Raw genomic sequence first — 22,460 nt, 5'->3', positions numbered from 1 at the left:
ATGGAACACCATCAATTTGGCGCCCAGGCAAGCGCGCACGCCCGGCCGCGCCGGACCGTCCTGCTGTGCTGTGCGCTGGCGCTGGCTTTTTTCCTGCTGGCCGCCAGGCTGGACCTGGCCGAACGGCTGACACAGTCACTCTGGCGCCAGGAACATTGGCAGCTCGATGAACTGGCCCTGAGCCTGCTGGTGCTGGTGCTGGCGCTGGCCGGCTTTGCCGTGCGGCGCGGCCGCCAGGTGGCGCTGCTGCTGGCGCAAAACCGCACCCTCACGCAGCGCCTGCTGCGCGCGCAGGAAGAGGAGCGCTGCGCGCTGGCGCGCGAGCTGCACGATGAAGTGGGACAGGACTGCACGGCCATCCGCGCCGCCGCCAGCTACATCCTGCGCGCGCGCGAGGGCGACCAGGCAAACGTGCAGGCGTGCGCCGCCAGCATCGCCCGCTCGTCGGAAGCGCTGCACGCAATGGTGCGCACGATGCTGCGCCGGCTGCGCCCGCCCGTGCTCGACAGCCTGGGCCTGGAAGCAGCGCTGCAGGCGCTGTGCGACAGCTGGACCCAGCAGCACGGCATCGCCTGCCATTTCGCGCCGCACGCCATCCCCGCCGGCCTCGACGACAGCACCGCCACCGCCATCTACCGCCTGGTGCAGGAAGGCTTGACGAACGTGGCGCGCCACGCGGGCGCCGACCAGGCCACGGTGGAATTGCGCGCCGATGCGCACGGCTTGCTGCACCTGGCCATCGAAGACAATGGCCGGGGTTTGCGCCAGGACAAGACGCCAGCAGACGGTTTCGGCATGCTGGGCATGCGCGAGCGCGTGGCGGGCTTGCGCGGCCACATCCGCTGGATCAGCGCGCTGGGCAACGGCTTGCGCATCGAAGTGGCCCTGGCGGCACGGTGCGCGGCATGAGCGCCATGAACGCCATGCACAGCGGCATGCGGCCGATCCGCGTGATGCTGGTGGACGACCACCCGGTAGTGCGCACGGGCTACCGGCGCCTGCTGGAACAGGGCGGCGACATCGCCGTCGTGGCCGAGGCGGGCAATGGCGAAACGGCGTATGGCTTGTACCAGGAGCACGCGCCCGACGTCTGCGTGACGGATTTGTCCATGCCCGGCATCGGCGGCCTGGAATTGCTGCGCAAGCTGCTCGCGCGCGACGCGGGCGCCCGCGTGCTGGTGTTTACCATGCACGACACGCCGCAGCTGATCGCGCGCGCGTTTGACGGCGGCGCCTGCGGCTTCGTCAGCAAGCAGGCCGACCCGGAACACTTGGTCGACGCCGTGCGCGCCGCCCACGCGGGCCGGCGCTACCTGGACCCGCACAGCGCGCCCGGCGTGCTGCAAGGCACGGCCAACATGGAAGCGGACCGCTTGAGCAGCCTGAGCCAGCGTGAATTCGAAATCTTCCGCCTACTGGCCGAAGGCCGCAGCGCCGCCGACTGCGCCCGCCTGCTGCACGTCAGCAGCAAGACGGTGGCCAACCACCAGACTTGCATCAAGGAAAAGCTCGACGTGCCCGGCCCCGCCGCCCTCGTGCATCTGGCGCTGCGCAATGGCATCATCGAGCAGGTCCATCCTTAAAACGCGTAGCGCACGCCCACGTTCACGCTGCGCGGCGCGCCGGCCGCATAGAACGTCGCATTGACCATCGGATACTCGCCGTTCACGGCGAGCAACGGGCGGGCGGCGAAATTGCCGTTGGCATCGAAACCCGTCGCGCCCAGCTGGGCCGCCGTCGCATATTTCCGGTCGAACAGGTTATTCACCTGGGCAAACACGCTGAGCCGTGGCGTCAGCTGGTATTTGCCGTTCAATTCCACCACGGCATAGCCGCCGCTCTTGCCCGCGCCCAGGTAGGCTGGCCCGCCAGCCTGGTGCGCATTGTTTTCATTGCCGCGCGCATAGGCGCTGGAGACGGCCGTCATGGCCAGGCCCAGCGTCCAGTCGCGTCCACCCTGAATATCCACATGCGCCTTCAGGATATGGCTCGGCGTCAAGGGAATGCGCTTGCCGGGCGTGATGACGATATTGCCTTCCAGGCCGGGCGCGTCCGCATCGCTGCTGCTGTTGGCGCTGCCGTTGACGAGCTCCCGGCTTTGATACGTCGCCTGCAGCCACGTGTAGTTGACGCCGAAGTCCAGCATGCCCGCCTTGCCATCCAGCGCCAGCTCCACGCCCTGGTGGCGCGTCTTGCCGAAATTCTTGAAATAGCCAAACCCCGCCTGGTTGTCGGCCACGAACAGGATATCGTCGTGATTTTCCGCGCGGAACACGCCCGCGCTCCAGCGGGCCACCTCGCCCCACTGGCCGCGCACGCCCGCTTCCCACGTCTTCGTGATGACCTGCTTTAATGGCGGGTCGCCGGCCATGGCGTTGGGCAAACGGCACGGGTTTTCCGGGTCGGCGCAACCGAGTTCGATGGCCGTCGGCGTACGGCTGCCTTCGTTGTAGCCGAGATAGGCGCTCACGCCTGCGGCCGGCGCATACGCCAGGCCGATGGCGGGATTGAAGCGGCTGAAACGGTGGTTGCCATCGAGCGAACCGCTGCCGCCGCCGGGCGTGATGGCGTCGCGGTTGCGCACCGTGCTGCGGTTGTAGCGGCCGGAGACGGTCAAGGTCAGATCTTGATTCAACGCAATGCTGTCGCTCGCATACACGCTCCACGTGCGCATGCGCCCGCTCAAGTCGACCCGGTTGTCGACGGGCGTGCCGTCGTCGTCGATTTCCGTGCCGTCGGCAAAGAAGTTCACAGGCGTGATGCTGCGGTCCGGATTCAGGTAGCCGAACTGGCTCGTCTGGCGGAAGGTGGCGTGGCTGGCGTCGAAGGCGGCGCCGGCCGTGACGGCATGGCGCGCTCCCGCCACGTCGGCCAGCGCGGTGAACTGGCCCGAAAACCCATAGTTTTCCTGCCGCGTATGGCTGCGGTTGAGCATGCCATTGCATTTTTCGGCCGGCTCGTCGTTCAGCAGCACATTGGCGATGCAGCGCCATTTCGGGAAGGGCGTATTGGCCGCGTTCGCGCCGCTGGCGGGAAAGCCCGTGTAGCCGGCCGCCGCCAGGGCCGCCCGCTCGGCCGCTCCCGGCTGGTAGACGGACTGGTCAAGCGACTCGTCGTTCAAGTCGCCATTGAACGTGTGCGTGTCGATCTTGCGGTAGTACACATTGCCGGACAGCAGCAAGGCCGCGCCGGCCTGGTGCTTGCCCGTCAGATTCAACAGGGTCGATTTGTTCTGCGTCAAATCCGGCTTGGTATACACGCTGCGGTAATCGCGCGCCAGCAGGCGCTGTTCCTGCAAGCCGTTGCCCGTCAGCGCATTGTCCGCGTGGGCCACGGTAACGGCGATATCCGTACGCGCATCGCTCCAGCCCAGCTTGCCAAACAGCTGGCGCACGTCGGACGGCGAATCGTCGCGCCAGCCGTCTTCCTTGAAACGGTTGCCCGTCACATACCAGTGCCAGCCTTGCGCATTGCTGCCGCCATGCTCGACCTCGACGGCGCGCCGTTTGTCAGAACCCAGGCGCGCTTCGATGGCCGTGCCGGGACTGCTGCGGCCATCCTTGGTTTGCAGCGCCAGCGCGCCGCCCAGGGTATTCAAGCCGAACAGGGGATTCGAGCCGGGCATCAGGGTCAGCGATTCGATGGCCATGCGCGGGATCAAGTCCCAGCTGACGACGTCGCCGAACGGCTGGTTCAGGCGCATGCCGTCCAGGTAGACGGACAACCCTTGCGGCGTGCCCAGCAGGGGCGACGCCGTGTAGCCGCGGTAGCTGACGTCGGGTTGGAACGGATTGTTCTGTACCTCGTTCACGTAGACGCTGCCCAGGTTGCGGCGCAGGAAGGCGGAGATGTCGAGCGCGCCGCTGCGGGCGATCTGCTGCGCGCTGGCCGTCTGCACGGGCGCGGCCAGGGTATCGCGCGGCTGGTCCACGGTGGGCAGCGGCATGCTGCCCGTGATGATGACGGTGGGCAAGTCACCCGAAGTGGCCAGGCTCGCGGCCAGGCTGGCGTCAGCGGCAAGGTCGGCGGCCTGCGCCTGGCACAGCGCCATGGCGGCGGCGGCCAATAAAGTCAGTTTCATGCGTATCCCCAGTTTTATCGTGGTTTTTATTTCGTCCAGTATCGGACAGCCACCATCGGAGAACCAGGGAAAAACTCCCGCCGTGCGGGGATTAGCGTTGCAAGGGCAGGTAACTCTGTTTGAGCTGGCGCAACACGAAACTCGATTTGCTGTGGCGGATGCCGGGGATTTTATATAAACGCTCGCGCAGCAGGCGTTCATAGTCGCGCGTGTCGCTCACGGCAATGCGCAGATAGTAATCGTAGTCGCCGGAGACGAGGAACGCTTCCAGCACTTCCGGGATCATGGCCAGCGCGTGGCCGAATTCGAACAGGGCCTGGTCGGAATGGTCGTCCAGCGTCACTTGCACGATGACGGTGTCGGCCAGCCCCACCTTGGCCGCGTTGACGTTCACCGTGTAGCCTTCGATGACGCCATCGTCTTCCATGCGCTTGATGCGCGCCCAGCATGGCGACGAGGTCAGGCCCACCTTGGCGCTCAGGTCGTGCAGGCTGATGCGGGCATCCTGCTGCAGGGCCGTCAGGATGGCGAGGTCGAATTTGTCCAGTTTCATTCTGTCATATCCTTATTTCACAGCAAATTTTACTGAATATCGCATTCTATACGAGAAAACCAGCAGCCTTTTCTGCCGCATCGGGCAGAAAATAAGGCCATGAAACCCGATCCCGCTCCCCTCCTCGCTCCCGCCGCCGATCTTGCGCCGCGCAACGGCGCCAGCACCCTGATCGACACCCTGCTGGCCCTGGGCGTCGACACCGTCTTCGGCTACCCGGGCGGCGCCGTGCTGCCCCTGTACGACGCGCTGCACGCGCAGCCCCGCCTGCGCCACGTGCTGGTGCGCCACGAACAGGCGGCCGTGCACGCGGCCGAAGGCTATGCGCGCAGCACGGGCCGGCCCGGCGTCGTCTTTGTCACGTCCGGTCCCGGCATGAGCAATACCACCACGGGCTTGCTCGACGCCCTGTGCGATTCGGTGCCCGTCATCTGCATCAGCGGCCAGGTGGCCAGCACCAGCATCGGCACGAACGCCTTCCAGGAATGCGACGCGCTGGGCATCTCGCGCCCCGTCACCAAGTGGAACCGGCAAATCCGCGCGGCCGAGGAAACGGCCGCCGTCGTGCACGAAGCATTTGTTCAAGCCACGCAGGGCCGGCCCGGCCCCGTGCTGGTCGATTTTCCCAAGGATCTGCAGCTGGCGCCCGTCACGCAGCACGCGCCGCTGCCGCCCGCAGCCACAGCGGCCGCGCCCCTGCCGCAGCCCGCCGACCTGGAACGGGCCGCCAGCCTGATCGCCGGCGCGCGCCAGCCCGTGTTCTATGGCGGTGGCGGCCTCGTCAATTCCGGCCTGGATGCCTGCGCCACGTTCCAGCAATTGGTGAAACTGGCCGCCGCGCCGTGCACCCTGACCTTATTGGGCCTGGGCGCCTTTCCCGCCTCGCACCCGGCCTTCCTCGGCATGCTGGGCATGCACGGCACCCTGGAAGCGAACCTGGCCATGCACCATGCCGATCTGATCGTCTGCGTCGGCGCCCGCTTCGACGACCGGGTCACGGGCCGCCTGGATGCGTTTTGTCCTGGCGCAAAGGTCATCCACATCGACATCGACCCGGCCTCCATACACAAGGTGGTGCGCGCCGACGTGGCCTTGCGCGGCGATTGCGCCCCCGTATTGGCCGCCTTGCTGGCGCAGCTGCGCGGACGCCTGCTGGCGGACCGCCAGCCGTGGTGGCAGCGCATCGACGCCTGGCGCGCCCAGGACAGCCTGGCGTTCGACGATACGCCGGAGGTGATCGCGCCGCAGGCGCTGATGCGGCGGCTGCAGGCGGCGCTGGACGGCATGGATGGCGGCGACGCCATCGTTTCCACCGACGTGGGCCAGCACCAGATGTGGGCGGCGCAGCACTTGCGCTTCGAGCAGCCGCGCCGCTGGCTCACCTCGGGCGGCGCCGGCACCATGGGCTATGGCTTGCCCGCCGCCATCGGCGCGCAGATCGCCCATCCGGGCAAGCGCGTCGTGTGCGTCAGCGGCGATGCGTCGATCTTGATGAATATCCAGGAACTGGCCACGGCCGTGCAGCACCGCCTGCCCGTGAAAGTGGTGTTGTCGAACAATGGCTACATGGGCATGGTGCGTCAGTGGCAGGAACTCATCCATGGCGGGCGCTACAGCCACAGCTACACGGAAGCGCTGCCCGATTTCGTCGCCCTGGCGCGCGCGTTCGGCTGGCAGGCGCACACGGTGAGCCGGCGCGAGGAGCTCGACGCGGCATTGAGTGCCTGCCTCGCATCCGAAGGCCCGTACTTCCTCGACGTGCGCGTGCACGGCGCGGAAAACTGCTTCCCCATGATGGCGCCCGGCGCGGGGCACCATGAAGTGACCTTGCGCAAAGGCGTCGTCTACACCGGGTAAAAAAACCCGTTCAACTCCACACCCTGTATATCCAGTAGCTTTCATCGTCGCGCATGGCGCGCGCCAGCTCGGTGGGGCTCAAGCCCGTGATTTCGCGCGTCTCGCGGCAAAAATGGGCCTGGTCGGCGTAACCGCCGCTGGCGGCGACGTCGGACCAGGACGCCGTGCCCTGCAGGATGGCGCCGCGCTCGTCGAGAAACAGCTGTTCCGCGCGGCGCATGCGGCGCAAGGTGCGCATGGGCTGGCCGGCCCAGGCCTTGATGCGGCGCTCGATATTGCGCGCGCTGCTGGCCAGGCCCGTCGATGCCGCCTGCACGGCCAGGCGGCGCACCCAGTCCTGCACGGCGCCGGCCGGATGGTCGCCGCTCTTGCGCGCCAGCGCCCAGCGCGGCGCGAGAAAATCCTCCACCAGCCTGACGCGGACCGCGTCGTCGGGCGCCGCCAGCACGGCGTCCGACAGGGCCAGCCATTCCCCATCGAACAGCGCGTCGAGCGGGCGGAACTGGTCCAGCAAGCCATCCATCGAGACGCCCGTCAACGCATGCAGGGCGGCCGGGTAAAACATCACGACAAACGTATGCACGGGGCCGGGGTTGTAGCTGACCAGCGGATACGAACGGGGGCCGCCGAACAGCGCGGGCGGCATGCGCACGTCCCGCAGCGACAGGCCCGGCGCTGCCGCTTCCACGTCGCCCGCGACGGTCCAGACGATGCTGCACATGGGCGCGGCGGGAAAGCGGTTCAGGCGCTGCGCCGGCGGCAGCGGCGCGCAACCCGTGGTGTCGCGCACGAGGAAGGCGCGCACGCAGGAAGCGAGCGCCGTGCGCGGCGCGATCAGGCGGGTCAGGGGCGTAGGGGCGGCAGGCATGGCGACGATTGTACCGGCAATTTCCGGCCGCGCCCGATGTCGTATTCGTTCAAGACGCGGACGCGCAAGCGCGCTACAGTGAAGTCATTGTCGCCATCCACCAGGAGTACGCCATGCCCCCGCTCGATCACGCCGCCGCGCCCGCCACCACGGCCCTGCGCCAGATTCGCCGCCTGCCGGGGCCATTCGCCCTGCCCATCGTCGGCAACAGCCTGCAGATCAAGCTCACGCGCATCCACCGCGACGTGGAAGAGTGGGTACGGCGCTACGGCCCCTACCTGCGCGCCTGGTTCGGCCGCACCCTGGTGCTGGTGGTGGCCGACAGCGAGGCTGTCGGCGCCGTGCTGCGCGACCGGCCCGACGGCTTTCGCCGCCCCCTGAGCAGCTCCATCGTTTCCGAGGAAATGGGCGGCATCCCCGGCCTGTTCCTGGCCGAGGGCACGGAATGGCGCAACCAGCGCCGCATGGTCATGGCCGGCATGGCGCCCGGCGCCGTCAAGGCCTACTTCCCCGCGCTGGCGACGGTGGCGCAGCGCCTGCAGCGGCGCTGGCATCTTGCCGCCACGCAAGGCCAGGCGATCGACCTCGATGGCGACCTGAAACGCTACACGGTCGACATCATCGCCGGCCTCGCCTTCGGCACCGAGGTCAATACGCTGGAAGCGGGCGAAGACGTGATCCAGCGCCACATGGACGCCATCCTGCCCGCCGTGGCGCGACGCAGCCTGTCGATGTTCCCGTACTGGCGCTACGTCAAGCTGCCCGTCGACCGCCGCCTGGACCGCGACGTGGCGGCCCTTTCCGCCGCCGTGGCCGACCTGGTGCAGCAGGCGCGCACGCGCATGGCGCGCGACCCGGCACGCCGTGAGCGTCCGCCCAACCTGCTCGAAGCGATGATCGCCGCCGCCGACGAAAAGGACAGCGGCGTGAACGACCGCGCCGTGGCCGGCAATGTGCTGACCATGCTGCTGGCGGGCGAGGATACGACGGCCAATACGCTGTCCTGGATGATTTACCTGTTGCAACGCCATCCGCACACCCTGGCGCGGGCGCGCGAGGAAGTGCGGCGCCTGGCGCCCGACGCGGCCCGCTTCACGATCGAGCAGATGGATAGCCTCGACTACCTGGGCGCCTGCGCCAGCGAAGCCATGCGCCTGAAGCCGGTGGCCCCCTTCCTGCCCGTCGAGGCGCTGCGCGACACGGTCATCGCCGATATCGCCGTGCCGGCCGGCACCCTCGTGTGGTGCGTGATGCGCCACGACACGGTGTCCGATGCGCACTTTCCCGACGCGCAAGCCTTCCAGCCCGAGCGCTGGCTGGCCGAAGGGGGCGAGGCGAACAACAAGCGCGCCGCCATGCCCTTCGGCGCCGGCTTGCGCACGTGCCCGGGCCGCTACCTGGCCTTGTTGGAAATCAAGATCGCCATGGCCATGCTGCTGGGCAGCTTCGACATCGCCGGCGTCGACACGCCCGATGGCGGCGAGGCGCAGGAACTGATGGGTTTTGTGATGTCGCCCATCGGCTTGACGCTGCGCCTGGCGCGGCCGCAGTGATACCATGGGGGAAGTCCCATTCATTCGACCTCCCCATGACCATCCGCCTGGAATCGCCGCAGCAAGCCGACGTGCAAACCCTGATCGCCGAGCTTGATGCATATCAACAGACCCTGTATCCGGCCGAGTGCGTCTACTCGCTGGACCTGGCGTCCGTGCCGTCCGATACCCTGCTGTTTGCCGTCGCCCGCGATGCGGCCGGCGCGGCACGGGCCTGCGGCGCCATCGTCGTCACGCCCGCTTTCGGCGAGCTCAAGCGCATGTACGTGCACCCGGACAGCCGGGGACTGGGCCTGGCGAAACGTTTGCTGGCCTTGCTGGAAGAGCAGGCGCTGGCGCGCGGCTGCCGCTTGCTGACCCTGGAAACGGGCATCCACCAGCCCGAGGCGATCGCCCTGTATGCGCGCCACGGCTACCAGCGGCGCGGACCGTACGGCGACTATCCCGACGACCCATTCAGTGTCTTCATGGAAAAACCGCTGCAGGCGGCGGCATGAGCGCGCCCAGCGACAGCCTGCTCGACATCCGCGCGCGCCTGCGCGCCTTTGCCGACGAACGCGACTGGGACCAGTTCCACACGCCGAAAAACCTGGCCATGGCCCTGTCCGTGGAAGTGGCGGAACTGGCGGAACACTACCAGTGGCTGCCCACGGGCGCCGATGGCGAACTGGACGAGGCGAAGCGCACGGGCATCCGCCACGAACTGGCCGACGTGCTGATGTATCTGGTGCGCCTGGCCGACAAGAGCGGCGTCGACCTGCACGCGGCCGTGCTGGAAAAGATGCAACTGAACGCACAGAAATACCCGGCGCAGCAGGTGCGCGGCGACGCGCGCAAATACAGCGAGTACTGATAGCGAGTGCTGACACGCCCACCCGTGCGTGGCGGATGCGCAAAAAGGCGTAGCATTCAGGCATGCGCATTTATCGATTACTGCTGATCATAGGCTTGCTCCACGGCCCTATTGCGCTGGCGCAAACCGCACCCGTGCCGCAGGTGAAGGTGGACGCCACGCGCGACCCCGTCGACAAGTCCTACCGCAAGATGCTGCAGGGCGTGGACCGCTTCGAACGCGACCATGCGCTGGCGCCGCAGGCCGTGCTGCGCTTCCGCTTGCTGCCGCGCCAGCCCGGCGTGGACATGACGGGCGTGCAGCTGCGCATCGCCGGCGACACCGTCAGCATCCCCTTGCCCCTGGCCGAAGACAACAGCTTTGCCCCCGTGCGCAATGCGCAAGCGGCGCGCGAAGACGCCGTGCTGCTGGCCAACCGCAAGGCCAGCACCATGAGCTGGCGCGCGCAAGTCATCACGCCCGGCTTGCCGCCCGGCACGCGGCGCCTGGGCGACTTGCGCCTGGAATGCCGCGCCGGCATGGATTCCGGCCTGATCTCGAACGACCCGCAAATCATCGCCTGGCTGTCCAGCATGCTCTACAGCACAGATAAAGTGTGTTCCGAGCCGGATGGCAATTATCTGTTCTTCACGGACCGTCCCCTGTTCGGCGTGACCCTCGTGCATGGCGAGCGCCGCCTGGCGTTGCCGTTCACCATGCTGTACGCGGGCGGCGAGCAAACGCCCGCCTCGCTGCCCTATTGCGATTGCCAGGTCTTGCTTGATCGCACGTATTACGCGCCCTTGTGGGATAGCAACTGGCCGGACGATACCCTGCTGGAATTTACTTACATGGACGAGGTGGCGCCATGAAGTGGCTGTCGCTGGTCTTGTTGACGCTGCTGGCCGCCTGCTCCGGCACGCGCGCCTTGCAAGCAAGCAAGAATGTGCCCTACGCCACCCTGGAACAGACGGTGCAAGTGGGCAGCAGCACGCGCGAACAGGTGCGCGCCGCGCTGGGCGACAGCACGTCCATCCGTTTCGACAGCGGCAAGGAAGTGTGGATGTACACCTATCCGGCGGCCTTGGGCGCGCAGGGGGAATATGTGATTCTGTTTGGCGGGGATGGGGTGGTGAAGCAGGTGCGCAGCGGCGAGGTGTACCGGGTACGGAAGTGATTCCCGCCAGCATGGCGCTGGCGGGAGTGGCATGCTTATCGTGCCTTCAGCAAGGCCCGCGACGCGACGCCCGCGCCCACGCTGCGGCCCACGCCGGCAACCTTGCGCTTGGGCGATGCCTTCAGCTTGAAGATGCCGATCGACTGGGCCACGCTGTCGGTGCGCTGCGCCAGGTTGGTGGCGGCCGCGGCCGCCTGCTCCACCAGCGCCGCATTCTGCTGCGTGATGCCATCCATGTGGATGACGGCCTGGTTGACTTGCCCGATGCCCTGGTTCTGCTCGCGCGTGGTCGAGGAAATCTCGTCCATCACTTCCGTCACGCGGGCTACCGAGGCGATCACTTCCGCCATGGTGGCACCCGCATTGCTGGTCAGTACGCTGCCCGCGTTCACGGTGGCGATCGAATGGTCGATCAGGTTTTTCACTTCTTTCGCGGCCGTTGCCGAACGCTGCGCCAGACTGCGCACTTCGCCGGCCACGACGGCGAAGCCGCGGCCGTGCTCGCCCGCGCGAGCCGCTTCCACGGCCGCGTTCAAGGCCAGGATATTCGTCTGGAAGGCGATGCCGTCGATCAAGCCGATAATGTCGAGAATCTTGCGCGACGACGAGCTGATCTCATCCATCGTGGTGACCACTTCGCTGACGATGGTGCCGCCCTTGGCCGCCACGGTGGACGCTTGCGCCGCCAGGTCGTTGGCCGTGGCCACATGGTCGGCGCTGTTTTGCACGGTCGACGTCAGTTCTTCCATGCTGGCCGCCGTCTGCTCGAGGCTGGACGCCTGCGATTCCGTGCGGCTGGACAAGTCCATATTGCCCGTGGCAATTTCTGCCGTGGTGATGCGGATATCCTCGAAGTTGGCGCGCACGTCGCCGATGATGCTGTGCAAGTTGATGTTGGTCTGGCGCAAGGCCGCCATCAATTGACCCATGTCATCGTCGCGCACCTTGTCGATGACGCCCGTCAAGTCGCCGCCGGCCATCTTGCGCGCTACCGTGATGGCGTCGCCCAGCGGGGCGACGAGGGAATTGTGCAGATGGGCCCAGAAATACAGCATCAGCGCCACGGCTGCGGCGGCGGCACCGCTGAGCCAGCTGCGCGTGGCCGTGCTCGTGTCGCCGTCGATATTCCACACGGCGCAGCCGAGGATGGCCAGCACCACGCCGAAGACGATGCAATGCAGGGCCAGGTCTTGCGACAGACTCAGCTTGCGCCATTCGCTCAGCTTGGCGGCCCAGCCCTGGCGCACGACGCGGCCATTGCGGATCGCCAGGTTGGCGGAATTGCCATCCTTGAAACTTTTATACAGGGCTGCCGCTTCGTTGATCTGCTCGCGCGTGGGCTTGGTGCGCACGGACATATAGCCGATCGGGCGGCCGCTTTCGATGACGGGCGTGATATTGGCGAAGACCCAATAGAAATCGCCATTCTTGCAGCGGTTCTTGACCATGCCGGTCCAGGGCATGCCCGTCTTGATGGTGTCCCACAGGTCGGCAAACGCTTCGGCCGGCATATCGGGATGGCGCAGGATATTCTGTGGCGCACCCAGCAGTTCCATTTCTGAAAAACCGCTGACTTCAATGAAATACTGATTGGCGTAATTGATGTTTCCCTGTAAATCCGTGGTGGAAACAATCGTCATGCCTTCATTTAATACGTATTCATTTTGCGTGATAGGCGTATTGACCCGCATCGTCGCTCCTCTATTTTTTTCAACTAGCATAACAAAAACATAAAAACAATATACCACATCAAGCACCCATGATATATCGCCTCGGCGACAGTGACGCCAGTCAAACAATTTAATAAAAGTCAATTCATTTATGTTTTAGGATTTACTTTGATTCAACTTGATTGATTTTATTGAAATGCAAAATTTAAATTGCGTGCATATACAATAATTAATAAAAAATTATGTATCGATGCAGCAGGCAATAAATATGGCGTTTGCACCGATAAAAATATGCAAAGGAGCCGTGGCCATTGCCGGCAGATGGCAATACCTGCCGCCAACCATAACGCGGCAATCATGTTTATTTCTTGAGGGAAAATAAAAACTGGCGCGAATGCGCCAGTGGGGGATGTGTCTCCAATCCGCGACACAGGCGCCGGAGCGCCCGTGGGGATGGCTTACTTGTACGTTTTACGTGGCGGCGACTTCGGACGCGGCGGCGCAGGCTTGCGCTCCGTCGTTCCATCGTCCAGGCTGATGCGCAGTTTCTGGCCAGAAACGACGACCGATTTCAGGTGGTCGAGGATTTCCGGCGGCATGCCTTCTGGCAAGTCCAGCACGCTGTAGTTGTCAAAGATATCGATGCGGCCGATATGCTTGGCTTCCAGGTTCGCTTCGTTGGCGATGGCGCCGACGATATTGCTTGGCGTTACGGCGTGCTCACGGCCCACTTCGATGCGGTAGGCCGTCACGCCCGGGCGTGGACGTTCCTTCTTCGGCGCGCGCGGGGCAACTTCGCCCGCGTCCGCCGGTGCATCCTTGAACGCTGGCGCGGACTTGGCGGCGAACGGCTTGCGCGGCGCGGCTGGTGGCGCCAGGTCCGGTGCGTCGCCGTCGCGGCTGATGCGCAGCTGTTGGCCCGCCACCCACACGGTTTTCAGCTGATCCAGCAATTCTTTCGGCATGCTGTCTGGCAAGTCCAGGACGCTGTAGTCGTCATAGATTTCGATGCGGCCGATGTTTTTCGAATCGATGCCCGCTTCGTTGGCGATGGCGCCCACGATATTGCCCGGCTTCACGCCATGCTGATGACCTACCTCAATGCGGAAGGTTTGCATGCCGGCGTCGGCCGGACGCTGGATGCGTTCCTTTTTCGGGAAGGCCGGACGCTCGCTGCGCTCGTTGCGGTCGAAGCGGTCATTGCGTTCGAAACGGTCATTGCGTTCAGGGCGATCAAAGCGGTCTTGGCGCGCAGGACGGTCGTCTTGCCACGTGGCTTGCTCGCGCGCCTTGTTCTTGTCCAGCAACAAAGGCACATTGCCACGCGCCATCTTCGCCAGGGCGGCGGCGATTTCGATGGCGGGAATGTTCTGTTCACGTTCGAAATCTTCGATCAGCGACTGGAACTGCTCCAGTTCGCCCAGGGCCAGGGTTTCGCTGATCTGTTCCTTGAACTTGGCGATACGCACGTCGTTGACGGCCTGGATGGTCGGCAGTTCCAGCATGCCGATCGGCTGGCGGGTCGAGCGTTCGATGGCTTTGAGCAAGTTCTTTTCACGCGGGGTGATGAACAGGATCGCTTCGCCGCTGCGGCCGGCGCGGCCCGTGCGGCCGATGCGGTGGGTGTAGCTTTCCGGATCGTGCGGCACGTCGTAGTTGACGACGTGGCTGATGCGCTCGACGTCCAGGCCGCGGGCGGCCACGTCGGTGGCGACCAAAATGTCGATCTTGCCGTCTTTCAACTGCTGGATCGTGCGCTCGCGCTGGGCTTGCTGGATGTCGCCATTGATGGCGGCAGCCGAGAAGCCGCGGGCTTGCAGCTTGCCGGCCAGTTCTTCCGTGCCCAGCTTGGTGCGGGCAAAGATGATCATGCCGTCAAACGCTTCCGCTTCCAGGATGCGGGTCAGCGCGTCGAGCTTGTGCATGCCCGACACCAGCCAGTAGCGCTGGCGGATGTTGTCGGCCGTGCCCGTCTTGGCGGCGACCGTCACTTCGGCCGGGTTCACCAGGTAGGTGGTGGCGATGCGCTTGATGACGGAAGGCATGGTGGCCGAGAACAGGGCCGTTTGATGGCCTTCCGGCGTTTCTTGCAAGATGCGTTCGACGTCGTCGATAAAGCCCATGCGCAGCATTTCATCGGCTTCGTCGAGCACCAGGGTTTTCAGCTTGGACAGGTCGAGCGAACCCTTGTCCAGGTGATCGATGACGCGGCCAGGCGTGCCGACGACGACGTGCACGCCGCGGCGCAAGGCCGACAGTTGCGGGCCGTAGCTTTGGCCGCCGTAGATCGGCAGCACGTGGAAGCCGGGGATGTGGGCGGCATACACCTGGAACGCTTCGGCGACCTGGATGGCCAGTTCGCGCGTTGGTGCCAGGACCAGGGCTTGGGGTGAGCTTTGTTTCAGATCGATGCGCGACAGGATCGGCAAGGCGAAGGCGGCGGTCTTACCCGTGCCTGTTTGCGCCTGGCCCAGCACGTCGCGGTTCGCGAGCAATAATGGAATCGTCGCCGCCTGGATAGGCGACGGTGTTTCGTAACCGACATCCTTGAGCGCGCGAATCAGCGGCTCGCTCAGGTTAAGGTCGGAAAATAAGGAAATTGGTGTATCAGACATGAAATCACTCACAAGTTCGCTCGAATCGCCCAATGCGAAAGAGTGTATCTGCTAGTTTACTCTTTACTGGACCTTACCGGGTGGCTGCATGCCGCAGAACGCCGTTTTTTGCGCCATATCTACGTAAAAAAGCCAGAAAAATCGGCGATCCGCACGCATTTGGCGCGTGATTTTGCCAACATTAAACGATACACAACAATATGCCGGCTGCGCCTGTTCTGCGTGGCAACAGCTCCGGCGGGCGCCGCGCCGTCACGGCGCCCGCCCCCGCTTCAGGTGCGCAAGAACTCCAGCAAGTCCTCGTTCAGCCTATCCTTGTGCGTCGTCGCCAGGCCGTGCGGCGCGCCCGCATACACGAGCAATTTGCTACCGATGATGAGTTCGGCAGTACGGCGCGCCGAGGCGGCGATCGGCACGATCTGGTCGTCGTCGCCATGGATCACCAGGGTCGGCACGTCGAATCTGGCCAGGTCGCCCGTGAAATCCGTTTCCGAAAACTGCTTGACGCACAGGTAGGCGGCCGGCATGCCCGCCTGCATGCCTTGCCGCCAGAAACTGTCGCGCACGCCCTGCGACGGCTTCGCGCCGGGCCGGTTGTAGCCATAGAAGGGCTCGCTCAAGTCGCGGAAAAACTGGCTGCGGTCGGCCTGCACGCCCGCGCGGATGGCGTCGAACGCGGACAGCGGCAAGCCCAGCGGATTGTCGGCCGTCTGCAGCATCAGCGGCGGCACGGCGCCCACGAGCACGGCGCCGGCCAGGCGCTGCGTGCCGTGGCGGCCGATGTAGCGCGCCACTTCGCCGCCGCCCGTCGAATGGCCGACGAGGGTGGCGCCCGTCAAGTCCAGCGCGGCGATCAGGGCGGCCAGGTCGTCGGCATAGGTATCCATGTCGTTGCCGCCGAACGGCTGGCTGGAACGGCCGTGGCCGCGCCGGTCGTGCGCGATGACGCGGTAGCCGTGCGAGGCCAGATAGAACATCTGGTCTTCCCAGGCGTCGGACGACAGGGGCCAGCCGTGGCTGAAGACGACGGGCGGGCCGCTGCCCCAGTCCTTGTAGTAGATCAAGGTGCCGTCGGCGGTACGCAGGGTATTGCTCGATTGCAAGTCAGGGCGAGTCATGGAACGCTCCTTGTCGGTGGACCAGCAGCCATTGTGGCCCCAATCGGCTGGCGCGCGCCGCGCGCTACGCCAGAGCATTGCGGTAGAGTAAGATTACCGCTGCTTTGCTTTCCCGTATTCACTTTTGGAGTTGTCATGCGTTTTCCCTTCGTCCTCGCCGCCAGCCTGTTCAGCACGGCTACCCTCGCCCAACCGCTCGTTGCCGAGGCGCCCCTGCGCGCCCACCTGTCCTTCCTGGCCGACGACTTGCTGGAAGGACGCGGCACGGGCCAGCGCGGCGGCGACCTGGCCGTGCGCTACCTGGAAACGCAGGCGGCCGTGGCCGGCTTGCAGCCCTTGCCGGACGGCACGTATCGCCAGGCGCTGACCATCGTCGGCAGCAAGGCATTGCCATCGAGCACAGTGACCTTCAGCGCGGGCGGCAAGACCTTGTCCCCCGCCTTCGGCCAGGACATCGTCTTTGGCGCGGCGAATGGCCAGCAGAAAGTGGCGTTCGACGCGCCCGTCGTGTTCGCCGGCTACGGCATCCGCGCGCCCGAAGAGCAGTGGGACGACTTCAAGGGTGCTGATTTAAAAGGAAAAATGGTCATCCTGATGGTCAACGACCCGCAGCCGACCGTTGCCGAGCCGAACCGCTTTGCCGGCAAGTCGCTGACCTGGTACGGCCGCTGGGTCTACAAGTACGAGGAAGCGCTGCGCCAGGGCGCGGCCGGCGTGCTGCTGATCCACACGACGGCGTCCGCGTCGTATCCGTGGTCGGTGCCGGCCAACGGTTTCGGCCATGAACGCTTCAACCTGGCCGGCGCGGGCAATGCGATGGAAGGCTGGCTGCAGGAAGACATGGCGCGCGCCCTGTTCCAGGCGGGCGGACAGGACCTCGATGCCTTGCGCGCGCAGGCGGAAACGCGCGAGTTCCGTCCCGTGGCCTTGAACGCGACGGTCAAGGTGGTCTTGAACAGCCAGATCCGCAGCATCGAGCAATTCAACGTGGCCGGCATCGTGCCGGGCACGGATCCGAAACTCAAGGACGAAGCCGTGATTTACTCGGCCCACTGGGACCACCTGGGCAAGGATGACGAAGGCAGCGCCCGCTCAGGGCAAAGCGACCACATCTACAACGGCGCCATCGACAATGCCTCGGGCGCGGCGGCCCTGCTGGCCATGGCACAAGTTGCGGTAAAACAACCTGCACGGCGCACGCAGATCTTCCTGTGGCCGGCCGGCGAGGAAACGGGCATGCTGGGCAGCACGGCCTACACGCGCAAGCCCCTGTGGCCGCTGGCGAAAACGGCCGCCGACCTGAACCTCGACAGCATGAACTTCGTCGGCAAGACGCACGACATCGGCGTGGCCGGCGCCGAGCGCAGCAGCCTGTACGCGAGCGCCGCCAAGGTGGCCAAGCGCATGGGCCTGCGCCTGGCGCCCACCATTCCCGACCTGTCCGGCGCGTTTTACCGGGCCGACCATTTTGCCTTCGCCAAGGCTGGCGTGCCCGCCTTCAACGTGGGCTCGGCCGTGTTTTCCGGCGACGGCTCGTTCGACTTCGTCAAGGAGCCGAAAGCGTCCGGCGAGCGCCTGGTGGCGTTCAAGAAGGATTACCACCAGGTAACGGATGAATACCACCCGTCGTGGGATTTATCGGGCATGGTGCAGCAGGCACAATTCACCCTGAACCTCGGCTATGAAGTGGCAAACGACAAGAATTTGCCTACATGGAACAAGGGCGAAGCGTTTGGCAAGGTCAAACGCTAGGCGCCATGAAAAACACCGGCCTGTGCCGGTGTTTTTCATTCAAATCGCCATGATGCGTTTTAAATCGACGAAGGCCGTTTCATACAGGTGCTGGAAGGCGCCGATCATGACTTCTTCCACGCCTTCGGCCGCGTCGAACTCGCTGGCCCATTCCGCCACGCAGGAAGCGCCGCCCGGCTCGCCCGTGACGCGCAGGGTGGAGCGGTAGTTCTTGACGGGGATCGGCCCCGAAACGATGGTGTAGCTGTAGCTCTTGTCCGCCTCGCTGTAGCTTTGCAGGCGTTCGGCGATGATGGCGCCGTCCGTGGTTTTCAGGCGGCGCACGCGGCCGCCGTGTTCGGACAGGCTGGTCTTGATCGAGCTCGACCATTCAGCCAGCGACTGGAAGCCGCCGATAAAATCCCACACGCGTTCGGCGCTTGCCGCCAATGTTACAGAAACAATTACTTGGGCCATCTTTAATTCGGTTCCTCATCCAGGTTTGCCGGGCGTTGCCCGGCACAGCCGCTATTTTAGCGCCCATGCGGCTTTGTTGCTGGGCGCGTATTGAGCTCGAGAATAACGACTGGCCGGCCTGGCGAGACAGCCTTACAGGTTTTCCGCCAGGAAAATCAAGGAATTGCCGTGCGCGTGGGCGGCGGCGCGCTGCTGGTAGCTGTCGCGGTGGGTGCAGTTGAAACCGTGCTCGGCGCCCGGGTAGATGTGGATTTCCACGTCTTGCCGGTCTTCGAAGCGTTCGGCGATCTTTTGCACGGCTTCCGGCGGAATGTGGCTGTCCTGGCCGCCGAAATGCATGAGCAGCGGCACCTGGATGCGGTCGGCCAGGTCCAGCTTGTTCTGGATGCCGCCGCCGTAATAGGCGATGGCCGCGTCGACCAGGCCAGCCGCGGCCGTCTGGAACGACAAGCGGCCGCCGAAGCAGTAGCCGACGGACGCCAGCTTGCCCGTCACTTCCGGACGCGCGCGCAGGACGGCGATGGTGGCCTTGATATCGCTCAAGGCATGTTCGTTATCGGTAGCCTGCATGAGTTCGACGGCGCGCTTCCAGCCGTCCGCGTCATAGCCCAGTTCGATGTGCGCACCGGCGCGCCAGAACAGGTCGGGCACCAGCACCACATAGCCATCGGCCGCGTACTGGTCGGCCACGGCGCGGATGTGCTCGTTGACGCCGAAAATTTCCTGCAACAGGATGATGGCGGGGCCCTTGCCCACGTGCGGCACGGCCAGGTAAGCCTGGAAGCTGCCGTCCGGGCCGGCGATATCGATCCACTGCGATGTTGTGCTCATAGAAACTCCAGTCTGAGGTTGGGGGAATGCCACAGCCAGGCATGTTACTGGTTTTTCCCTCTTTCTGCGCCCACCCTTTGTCCTGGCTCAATACATCTCGCGCAGGTAAATCACCGGGCCCGACTTGAAGACGCCAAAGACGACGGTGCCCACGGTGCTGGGCAAGTACGCGATGCCGGGCACGGACACATCGACGCTGCCGGTCTTGCCGGCGCCGGGCGCCGCCACAATCAAGCGTCTATTCGACGGCAAGATGCCCTTGTCGAACGTATAAGTAATAGTCGTGCCAGCGGGAAATGCAAAGTCCTTGCACGCCAGTGTTTTCTTGCAATTGGCAAACACCACCTGCGCGCTGCCGAAGGCGCTGATGCTGTCCAGCAGACTGGTGACCCAGGTCTTGCCGTCCCAGTACTGCGCCTGCACGGCCAGGCGCACGGGATAGCGCTCGGAACCGTAGTCATGCGGCACCATCAGGCGGCCCGTGAACACGGTCAGCTGCGCTTCCTTGCCATCGGCCGGCGCCGAGCTCACATTGCCAGCCGCCGGATAGGCATACGTCGCGCGCAGCAGCAGCCCCGTCGGCGATGCCAGCGCTGTCGGCTCCTTGGGCACGGCATAGGCGGCGGGGAAGCTGTAGGCGATGGCGCGCGTGGCAACGCCATTGGTAAAACTGGTGACGGGTACGCCCGTCACGGCCGCAGGTACTGTTGCCCCATCCGTCAGCGTGCTGCCCGATGGCGCCGTGGGCGGATATTTGTTGTTCCCCGTGGCCGCGTCATACGGGGCCAGCGGCACCTGCGTTTTATTGATGTCGGCATTCCTGGCGTCGAAGTTCTTCGTCTCGTTGCCGGCGGCCGTCTGGGCGCGGATGGTCAGGTCGAAGGGCTGGCGCGAATACACGGCGCGGTTGCCGGCGCACACGAGCGGCGCGCTGCACGGGAAAGGAAACTCCGTCTTCGTCCCCCCCGGGAGGTCCACTTGCTTGACGACCAGTTCCGTCACAAAGTGGTGCGGATAAAAGAGCACGGGGTCGCTCGTCCCCGGCGACGTCAGGCTGCTGCCCAGATAACCGTTTTGCAGAGCGGCCGTGAAATTGATCTTGCCCACTTCGGGCCAGACCAGCGGCGGCGCCGCGATGATGCCCCCTTTCGTCACGAAATCGAGATCGCCGCTGACCTGCGGATTGACTACGCCTGTGTAGAGCGGCGCCAGCAGATTACGGTCGAGCACGACTGTTTGCACGGCGACACCGCTTTCGTTGCCGAAATTCTTCGTCACGGCATCGAGCGCGTTGACGGCCGATAACGTGATGGTCGTCCCCGCCACGAGGGGCGCTGCCGCCAGGCCCGCGCGCTGAATCGGCGCCAGCGTCGTGAACAGAAATTTCTTCGGCGCCACGACGACCGTGCCGTTGCCTTTCATGTCCAAACCTTTGTCGCTGCCGCTGTCCGGCTTGTAGGCAGCCGTCAGGATCAGCGCTCCCGCATCGGCATACAGCATGTTCGGCTTGGCCACGCCGTCGGCGCCAAACGTCACATTCACCTTGGTGCTCGCCACGGCGCAGCTGCTCTGGTCGCTGCCAGCCAGGGCGACATAGCTATTTTGGACGCTGTCAAAGATGCGCGCAGGCAATGTTCCCTTGTCCGGATTGCTGTACCCGCAAGTCAGGTTCAATTGCTTGGTCTGGCTGGCGAACATGGGCACGCACACGTCCCTGTTGCCGGACGAGGTCTGCAAGGCGCTGATTTCCAGTACGGCCACGTCCTCCGCGTAGCGCGGAACGCCGCTTACCTGGAAGCCGCTGGAAAGAAAGCTGATCTGGCAATTGCTCGTGTTGCCGCCGCTCTTGCACACCAGCGCGCCCGTCGTGGCGGGCGTGCTGACCAGGCTCAGGGTGGCGATGCCCACCGTGGTCTGGCGCACCGTGACATTGGGATTGACGCCGCTGGTATCGATCTGAGTCGGCACGCCGCCCGGGCTGACGGTGACGCTGGGACTACCCTTGTACACCGCGCTGCAGTTGGCATCGGCACAGGCAGTCACCGTCACCGTGGGTACCTGGCAAGTGAGCGCCGTCAGCGGGTGCTCGATCTGGAAATGGTGCAGTCCGGTCGGCGTACCGGGCCCGCACTTCGGCCCCATCGGTTCATTGAAGGCCCAGCCGCTGTTGTTCGTCACGCAACTGCACGGGTTCGATGGCGTATACGCCTTGCAAGTAATGGTTTGCTGCACCCGGCCCTGCCAGCCCAGAGTGATGTGGTCGACCTTGGCGTTGCCCGTGATATAGGCGTTGGACGAGTCGAGGGTCACCTCGCCAGCGTCCACATTGCCCTTGATGCCATTGCCGGAGGCGATCGTCAAAGAATTGCTCGCGTCCACGTCGCCCGTGACGAGCAGGCCCGAGGCCTTCAAGTCGATGGTCGGCGATTTCAGGTTGCCCGTCACCTGGCTGCCGGAACCGATGGTCAGCGACGTGGTCGCCGTGATATCGCCCTGGATGCGGGTACTGGCGGGCAGGATGTTGACGACGGTACCGCTGATGGCCCCGTTGATGACGGAACCCGAGGCAATTTCCACCGGGCCCTTGGCGCTGATCTTGCCCGTCACCTTGACGTTGTTCGAGCCCATCTTGATGGTCGTGGCCGAAATATTGGCCGTGACGGTCTGTTCCTGCGCGCCCATGAGGAAAGTGCCGCCTTCGGCTGTCAGGTTGCCCCCCGTTACTTTCAGGTTCGGCGGATTGATATCCTTGATATCCAGGTTGCCCTTGACCGTCAGCGTGGCGTCGCCGCTCATCGTCAAGCCCTGGTTATAACTCATCGCCAGGGAACTGTTGACCGTCACGGCATACGCGCTGCCGATGACGATGACGTCGGTAGAGCTCAGCGCCAGCGAGGCGCAAGTATATTGGGTGCTGGACGCCAGCAGGGTGCAGCCGCTGACGGCGCCGCCATTGAAGTTGAGCGTGGCCGCGTGGGCAAGGGATGAGCCCAGCAGCAATGTCAGGGCGGCAAAAATGTGGAGTAAGCGCACGATATCGAGGAATCCGGTGGGTGGGGAGCCAGCGGGCGCGCGGATTATTTCATGCTAACCTACG

Annotated in this window: 18 protein-coding genes; 9 read left to right on the top strand and 9 right to left on the bottom strand. The window is 64.8% G+C overall.

The genetic code is table 11. The annotated features are described in order from the left end of the window. Both O3301_RS14540 and O3301_RS14535 read left to right on the top strand, forming a co-directional pair. On the top strand, window positions 1–909 hold the full coding sequence (locus tag O3301_RS14540; protein WP_305056707.1) for a histidine kinase: 909 nt from the start codon (window positions 1–3) through the stop codon (window positions 907–909). Continuing rightward, entirely contained in the window at window positions 906–1,583 is a 678-nt protein-coding gene (locus tag O3301_RS14535) for a response regulator transcription factor (protein ID WP_251349271.1), read from the top strand. The genes O3301_RS14540 and O3301_RS14535 overlap by 4 nt, the downstream gene beginning before the upstream one ends. Here O3301_RS14535 and O3301_RS14530 read toward each other — a convergent pair. Together O3301_RS14530 and O3301_RS14525 are read right to left on the bottom strand one after the other, a co-directional pair. Then, on the bottom strand, window positions 1,580–4,081 hold the full coding sequence (locus O3301_RS14530) for a TonB-dependent receptor (protein ID WP_305056706.1): 2,502 nt from the start codon (window positions 4,079–4,081) through the stop codon (window positions 1,580–1,582). The two genes, O3301_RS14535 and O3301_RS14530, sit on opposite strands and share 4 nt — an antisense overlap. A 91-nt stretch (window positions 4,082–4,172) precedes the next feature. Continuing rightward, window positions 4,173–4,634 (bottom strand): Lrp/AsnC family transcriptional regulator, encoded by a 462-nt coding sequence (locus O3301_RS14525; RefSeq protein WP_070217690.1) that lies wholly within the window; start codon window positions 4,632–4,634, stop codon window positions 4,173–4,175. A gap of 99 nt (window positions 4,635–4,733) precedes the next feature. On the opposite strand from O3301_RS14525, the gene ilvB reads away from it, so the two are divergent. After that, entirely contained in the window at window positions 4,734–6,491 is a 1,758-nt protein-coding gene (gene ilvB, locus O3301_RS14520) for a biosynthetic-type acetolactate synthase large subunit (RefSeq protein ID WP_305056705.1), read from the top strand. Window positions 6,492–6,501: 10 nt separating this feature from the next. Here the strand turns inward: ilvB and O3301_RS14515 are convergent, their stop codons facing one another. After that, entirely contained in the window at window positions 6,502–7,359 is an 858-nt protein-coding gene (locus tag O3301_RS14515; RefSeq protein ID WP_305056704.1) for a helix-turn-helix domain-containing protein, read from the bottom strand. A 113-nt stretch (window positions 7,360–7,472) separates the two neighbouring features. Between O3301_RS14515 and O3301_RS14510 the strand changes: the two genes are divergently transcribed. From O3301_RS14510 to bamE, 5 genes are all read left to right on the top strand, one after another. Beyond that, window positions 7,473–8,912 (top strand): cytochrome P450, encoded by a 1,440-nt coding sequence (locus tag O3301_RS14510; protein WP_305056703.1) that lies wholly within the window; start codon window positions 7,473–7,475, stop codon window positions 8,910–8,912. A 35-nt stretch (window positions 8,913–8,947) separates the two neighbouring features. Next, a complete protein-coding gene (locus tag O3301_RS14505; protein WP_289912283.1) occupies window positions 8,948–9,409 on the top strand; it encodes a GNAT family N-acetyltransferase in 462 nt (153 codons plus the stop codon). After that, window positions 9,406–9,765 (top strand): nucleotide pyrophosphohydrolase, encoded by a 360-nt coding sequence (locus O3301_RS14500; protein ID WP_305056702.1) that lies wholly within the window; start codon window positions 9,406–9,408, stop codon window positions 9,763–9,765. The genes O3301_RS14505 and O3301_RS14500 overlap by 4 nt, the downstream gene beginning before the upstream one ends. A gap of 62 nt (window positions 9,766–9,827) precedes the next feature. After that, complete coding sequence (locus O3301_RS14495) at window positions 9,828–10,616, top strand: hypothetical protein (protein ID WP_305056701.1); 789 nt, start codon at window positions 9,828–9,830, stop codon at window positions 10,614–10,616. Beyond that, the gene (gene bamE, locus O3301_RS14490; RefSeq protein ID WP_305056700.1) at window positions 10,613–10,921 is read left to right on the top strand and encodes an outer membrane protein assembly factor BamE; all 309 of its coding nucleotides are present in this window, start codon (window positions 10,613–10,615) and stop codon (window positions 10,919–10,921) included. Before O3301_RS14495 ends, bamE begins: the two co-directional genes overlap by 4 nt. 35 nt (window positions 10,922–10,956) lie before the next feature. Here the strand turns inward: bamE and O3301_RS14485 are convergent, their stop codons facing one another. The 3 genes from O3301_RS14485 to O3301_RS14475 all read right to left on the bottom strand — a co-directional run bounded on the left by O3301_RS14485 (window position 10,957) and on the right by O3301_RS14475 (window position 16,324). Beyond that, the gene (locus O3301_RS14485) at window positions 10,957–12,612 is read right to left on the bottom strand and encodes a PAS domain-containing methyl-accepting chemotaxis protein (RefSeq protein ID WP_305056699.1); all 1,656 of its coding nucleotides are present in this window, start codon (window positions 12,610–12,612) and stop codon (window positions 10,957–10,959) included. A 437-nt stretch (window positions 12,613–13,049) separates the two neighbouring features. Continuing rightward, window positions 13,050–15,206, bottom strand: a complete 2,157-nt coding sequence (locus O3301_RS14480) for a DEAD/DEAH box helicase (protein WP_251349280.1) — start codon at window positions 15,204–15,206, stop codon at window positions 13,050–13,052. 272 nt (window positions 15,207–15,478) lie between these two features. Then, entirely contained in the window at window positions 15,479–16,324 is an 846-nt protein-coding gene (locus tag O3301_RS14475) for an alpha/beta fold hydrolase (RefSeq protein ID WP_305056698.1), read from the bottom strand. Between the two features lie 135 nt (window positions 16,325–16,459). Here O3301_RS14475 and O3301_RS14470 point away from each other — a divergent pair, with 135 nt between their 5' ends. Beyond that, window positions 16,460–18,076: a M28 family peptidase gene (locus O3301_RS14470; protein ID WP_305056697.1), complete on the top strand. Its 1,617-nt coding sequence runs from the start codon at window positions 16,460–16,462 to the stop codon at window positions 18,074–18,076. Between the two features lie 39 nt (window positions 18,077–18,115). Here the strand turns inward: O3301_RS14470 and O3301_RS14465 are convergent, their stop codons facing one another. From O3301_RS14465 to O3301_RS14455, 3 genes are all read right to left on the bottom strand, one after another. After that, window positions 18,116–18,532 (bottom strand): SRPBCC family protein, encoded by a 417-nt coding sequence (locus O3301_RS14465; RefSeq protein ID WP_289905649.1) that lies wholly within the window; start codon window positions 18,530–18,532, stop codon window positions 18,116–18,118. Window positions 18,533–18,664: 132 nt separating this feature from the next. Beyond that, entirely contained in the window at window positions 18,665–19,363 is a 699-nt protein-coding gene (locus tag O3301_RS14460; protein ID WP_289899433.1) for a dienelactone hydrolase family protein, read from the bottom strand. Between the two features lie 87 nt (window positions 19,364–19,450). Further along, a complete protein-coding gene (locus O3301_RS14455) occupies window positions 19,451–22,396 on the bottom strand; it encodes a DUF6701 domain-containing protein (protein WP_305056696.1) in 2,946 nt (981 codons plus the stop codon). Window positions 22,397–22,460 lie beyond the last annotated feature (64 nt).

Source organism: Janthinobacterium sp. SUN211, assembly GCF_030587315.1.
Taxonomy (GTDB): Bacteria; Pseudomonadota; Gammaproteobacteria; order Burkholderiales; family Burkholderiaceae_D; genus Janthinobacterium; species Janthinobacterium kumbetense.
Note: the sequence above shows the minus strand (reverse complement) of the source record. Positions and strands in the feature narration are given on the sequence as shown.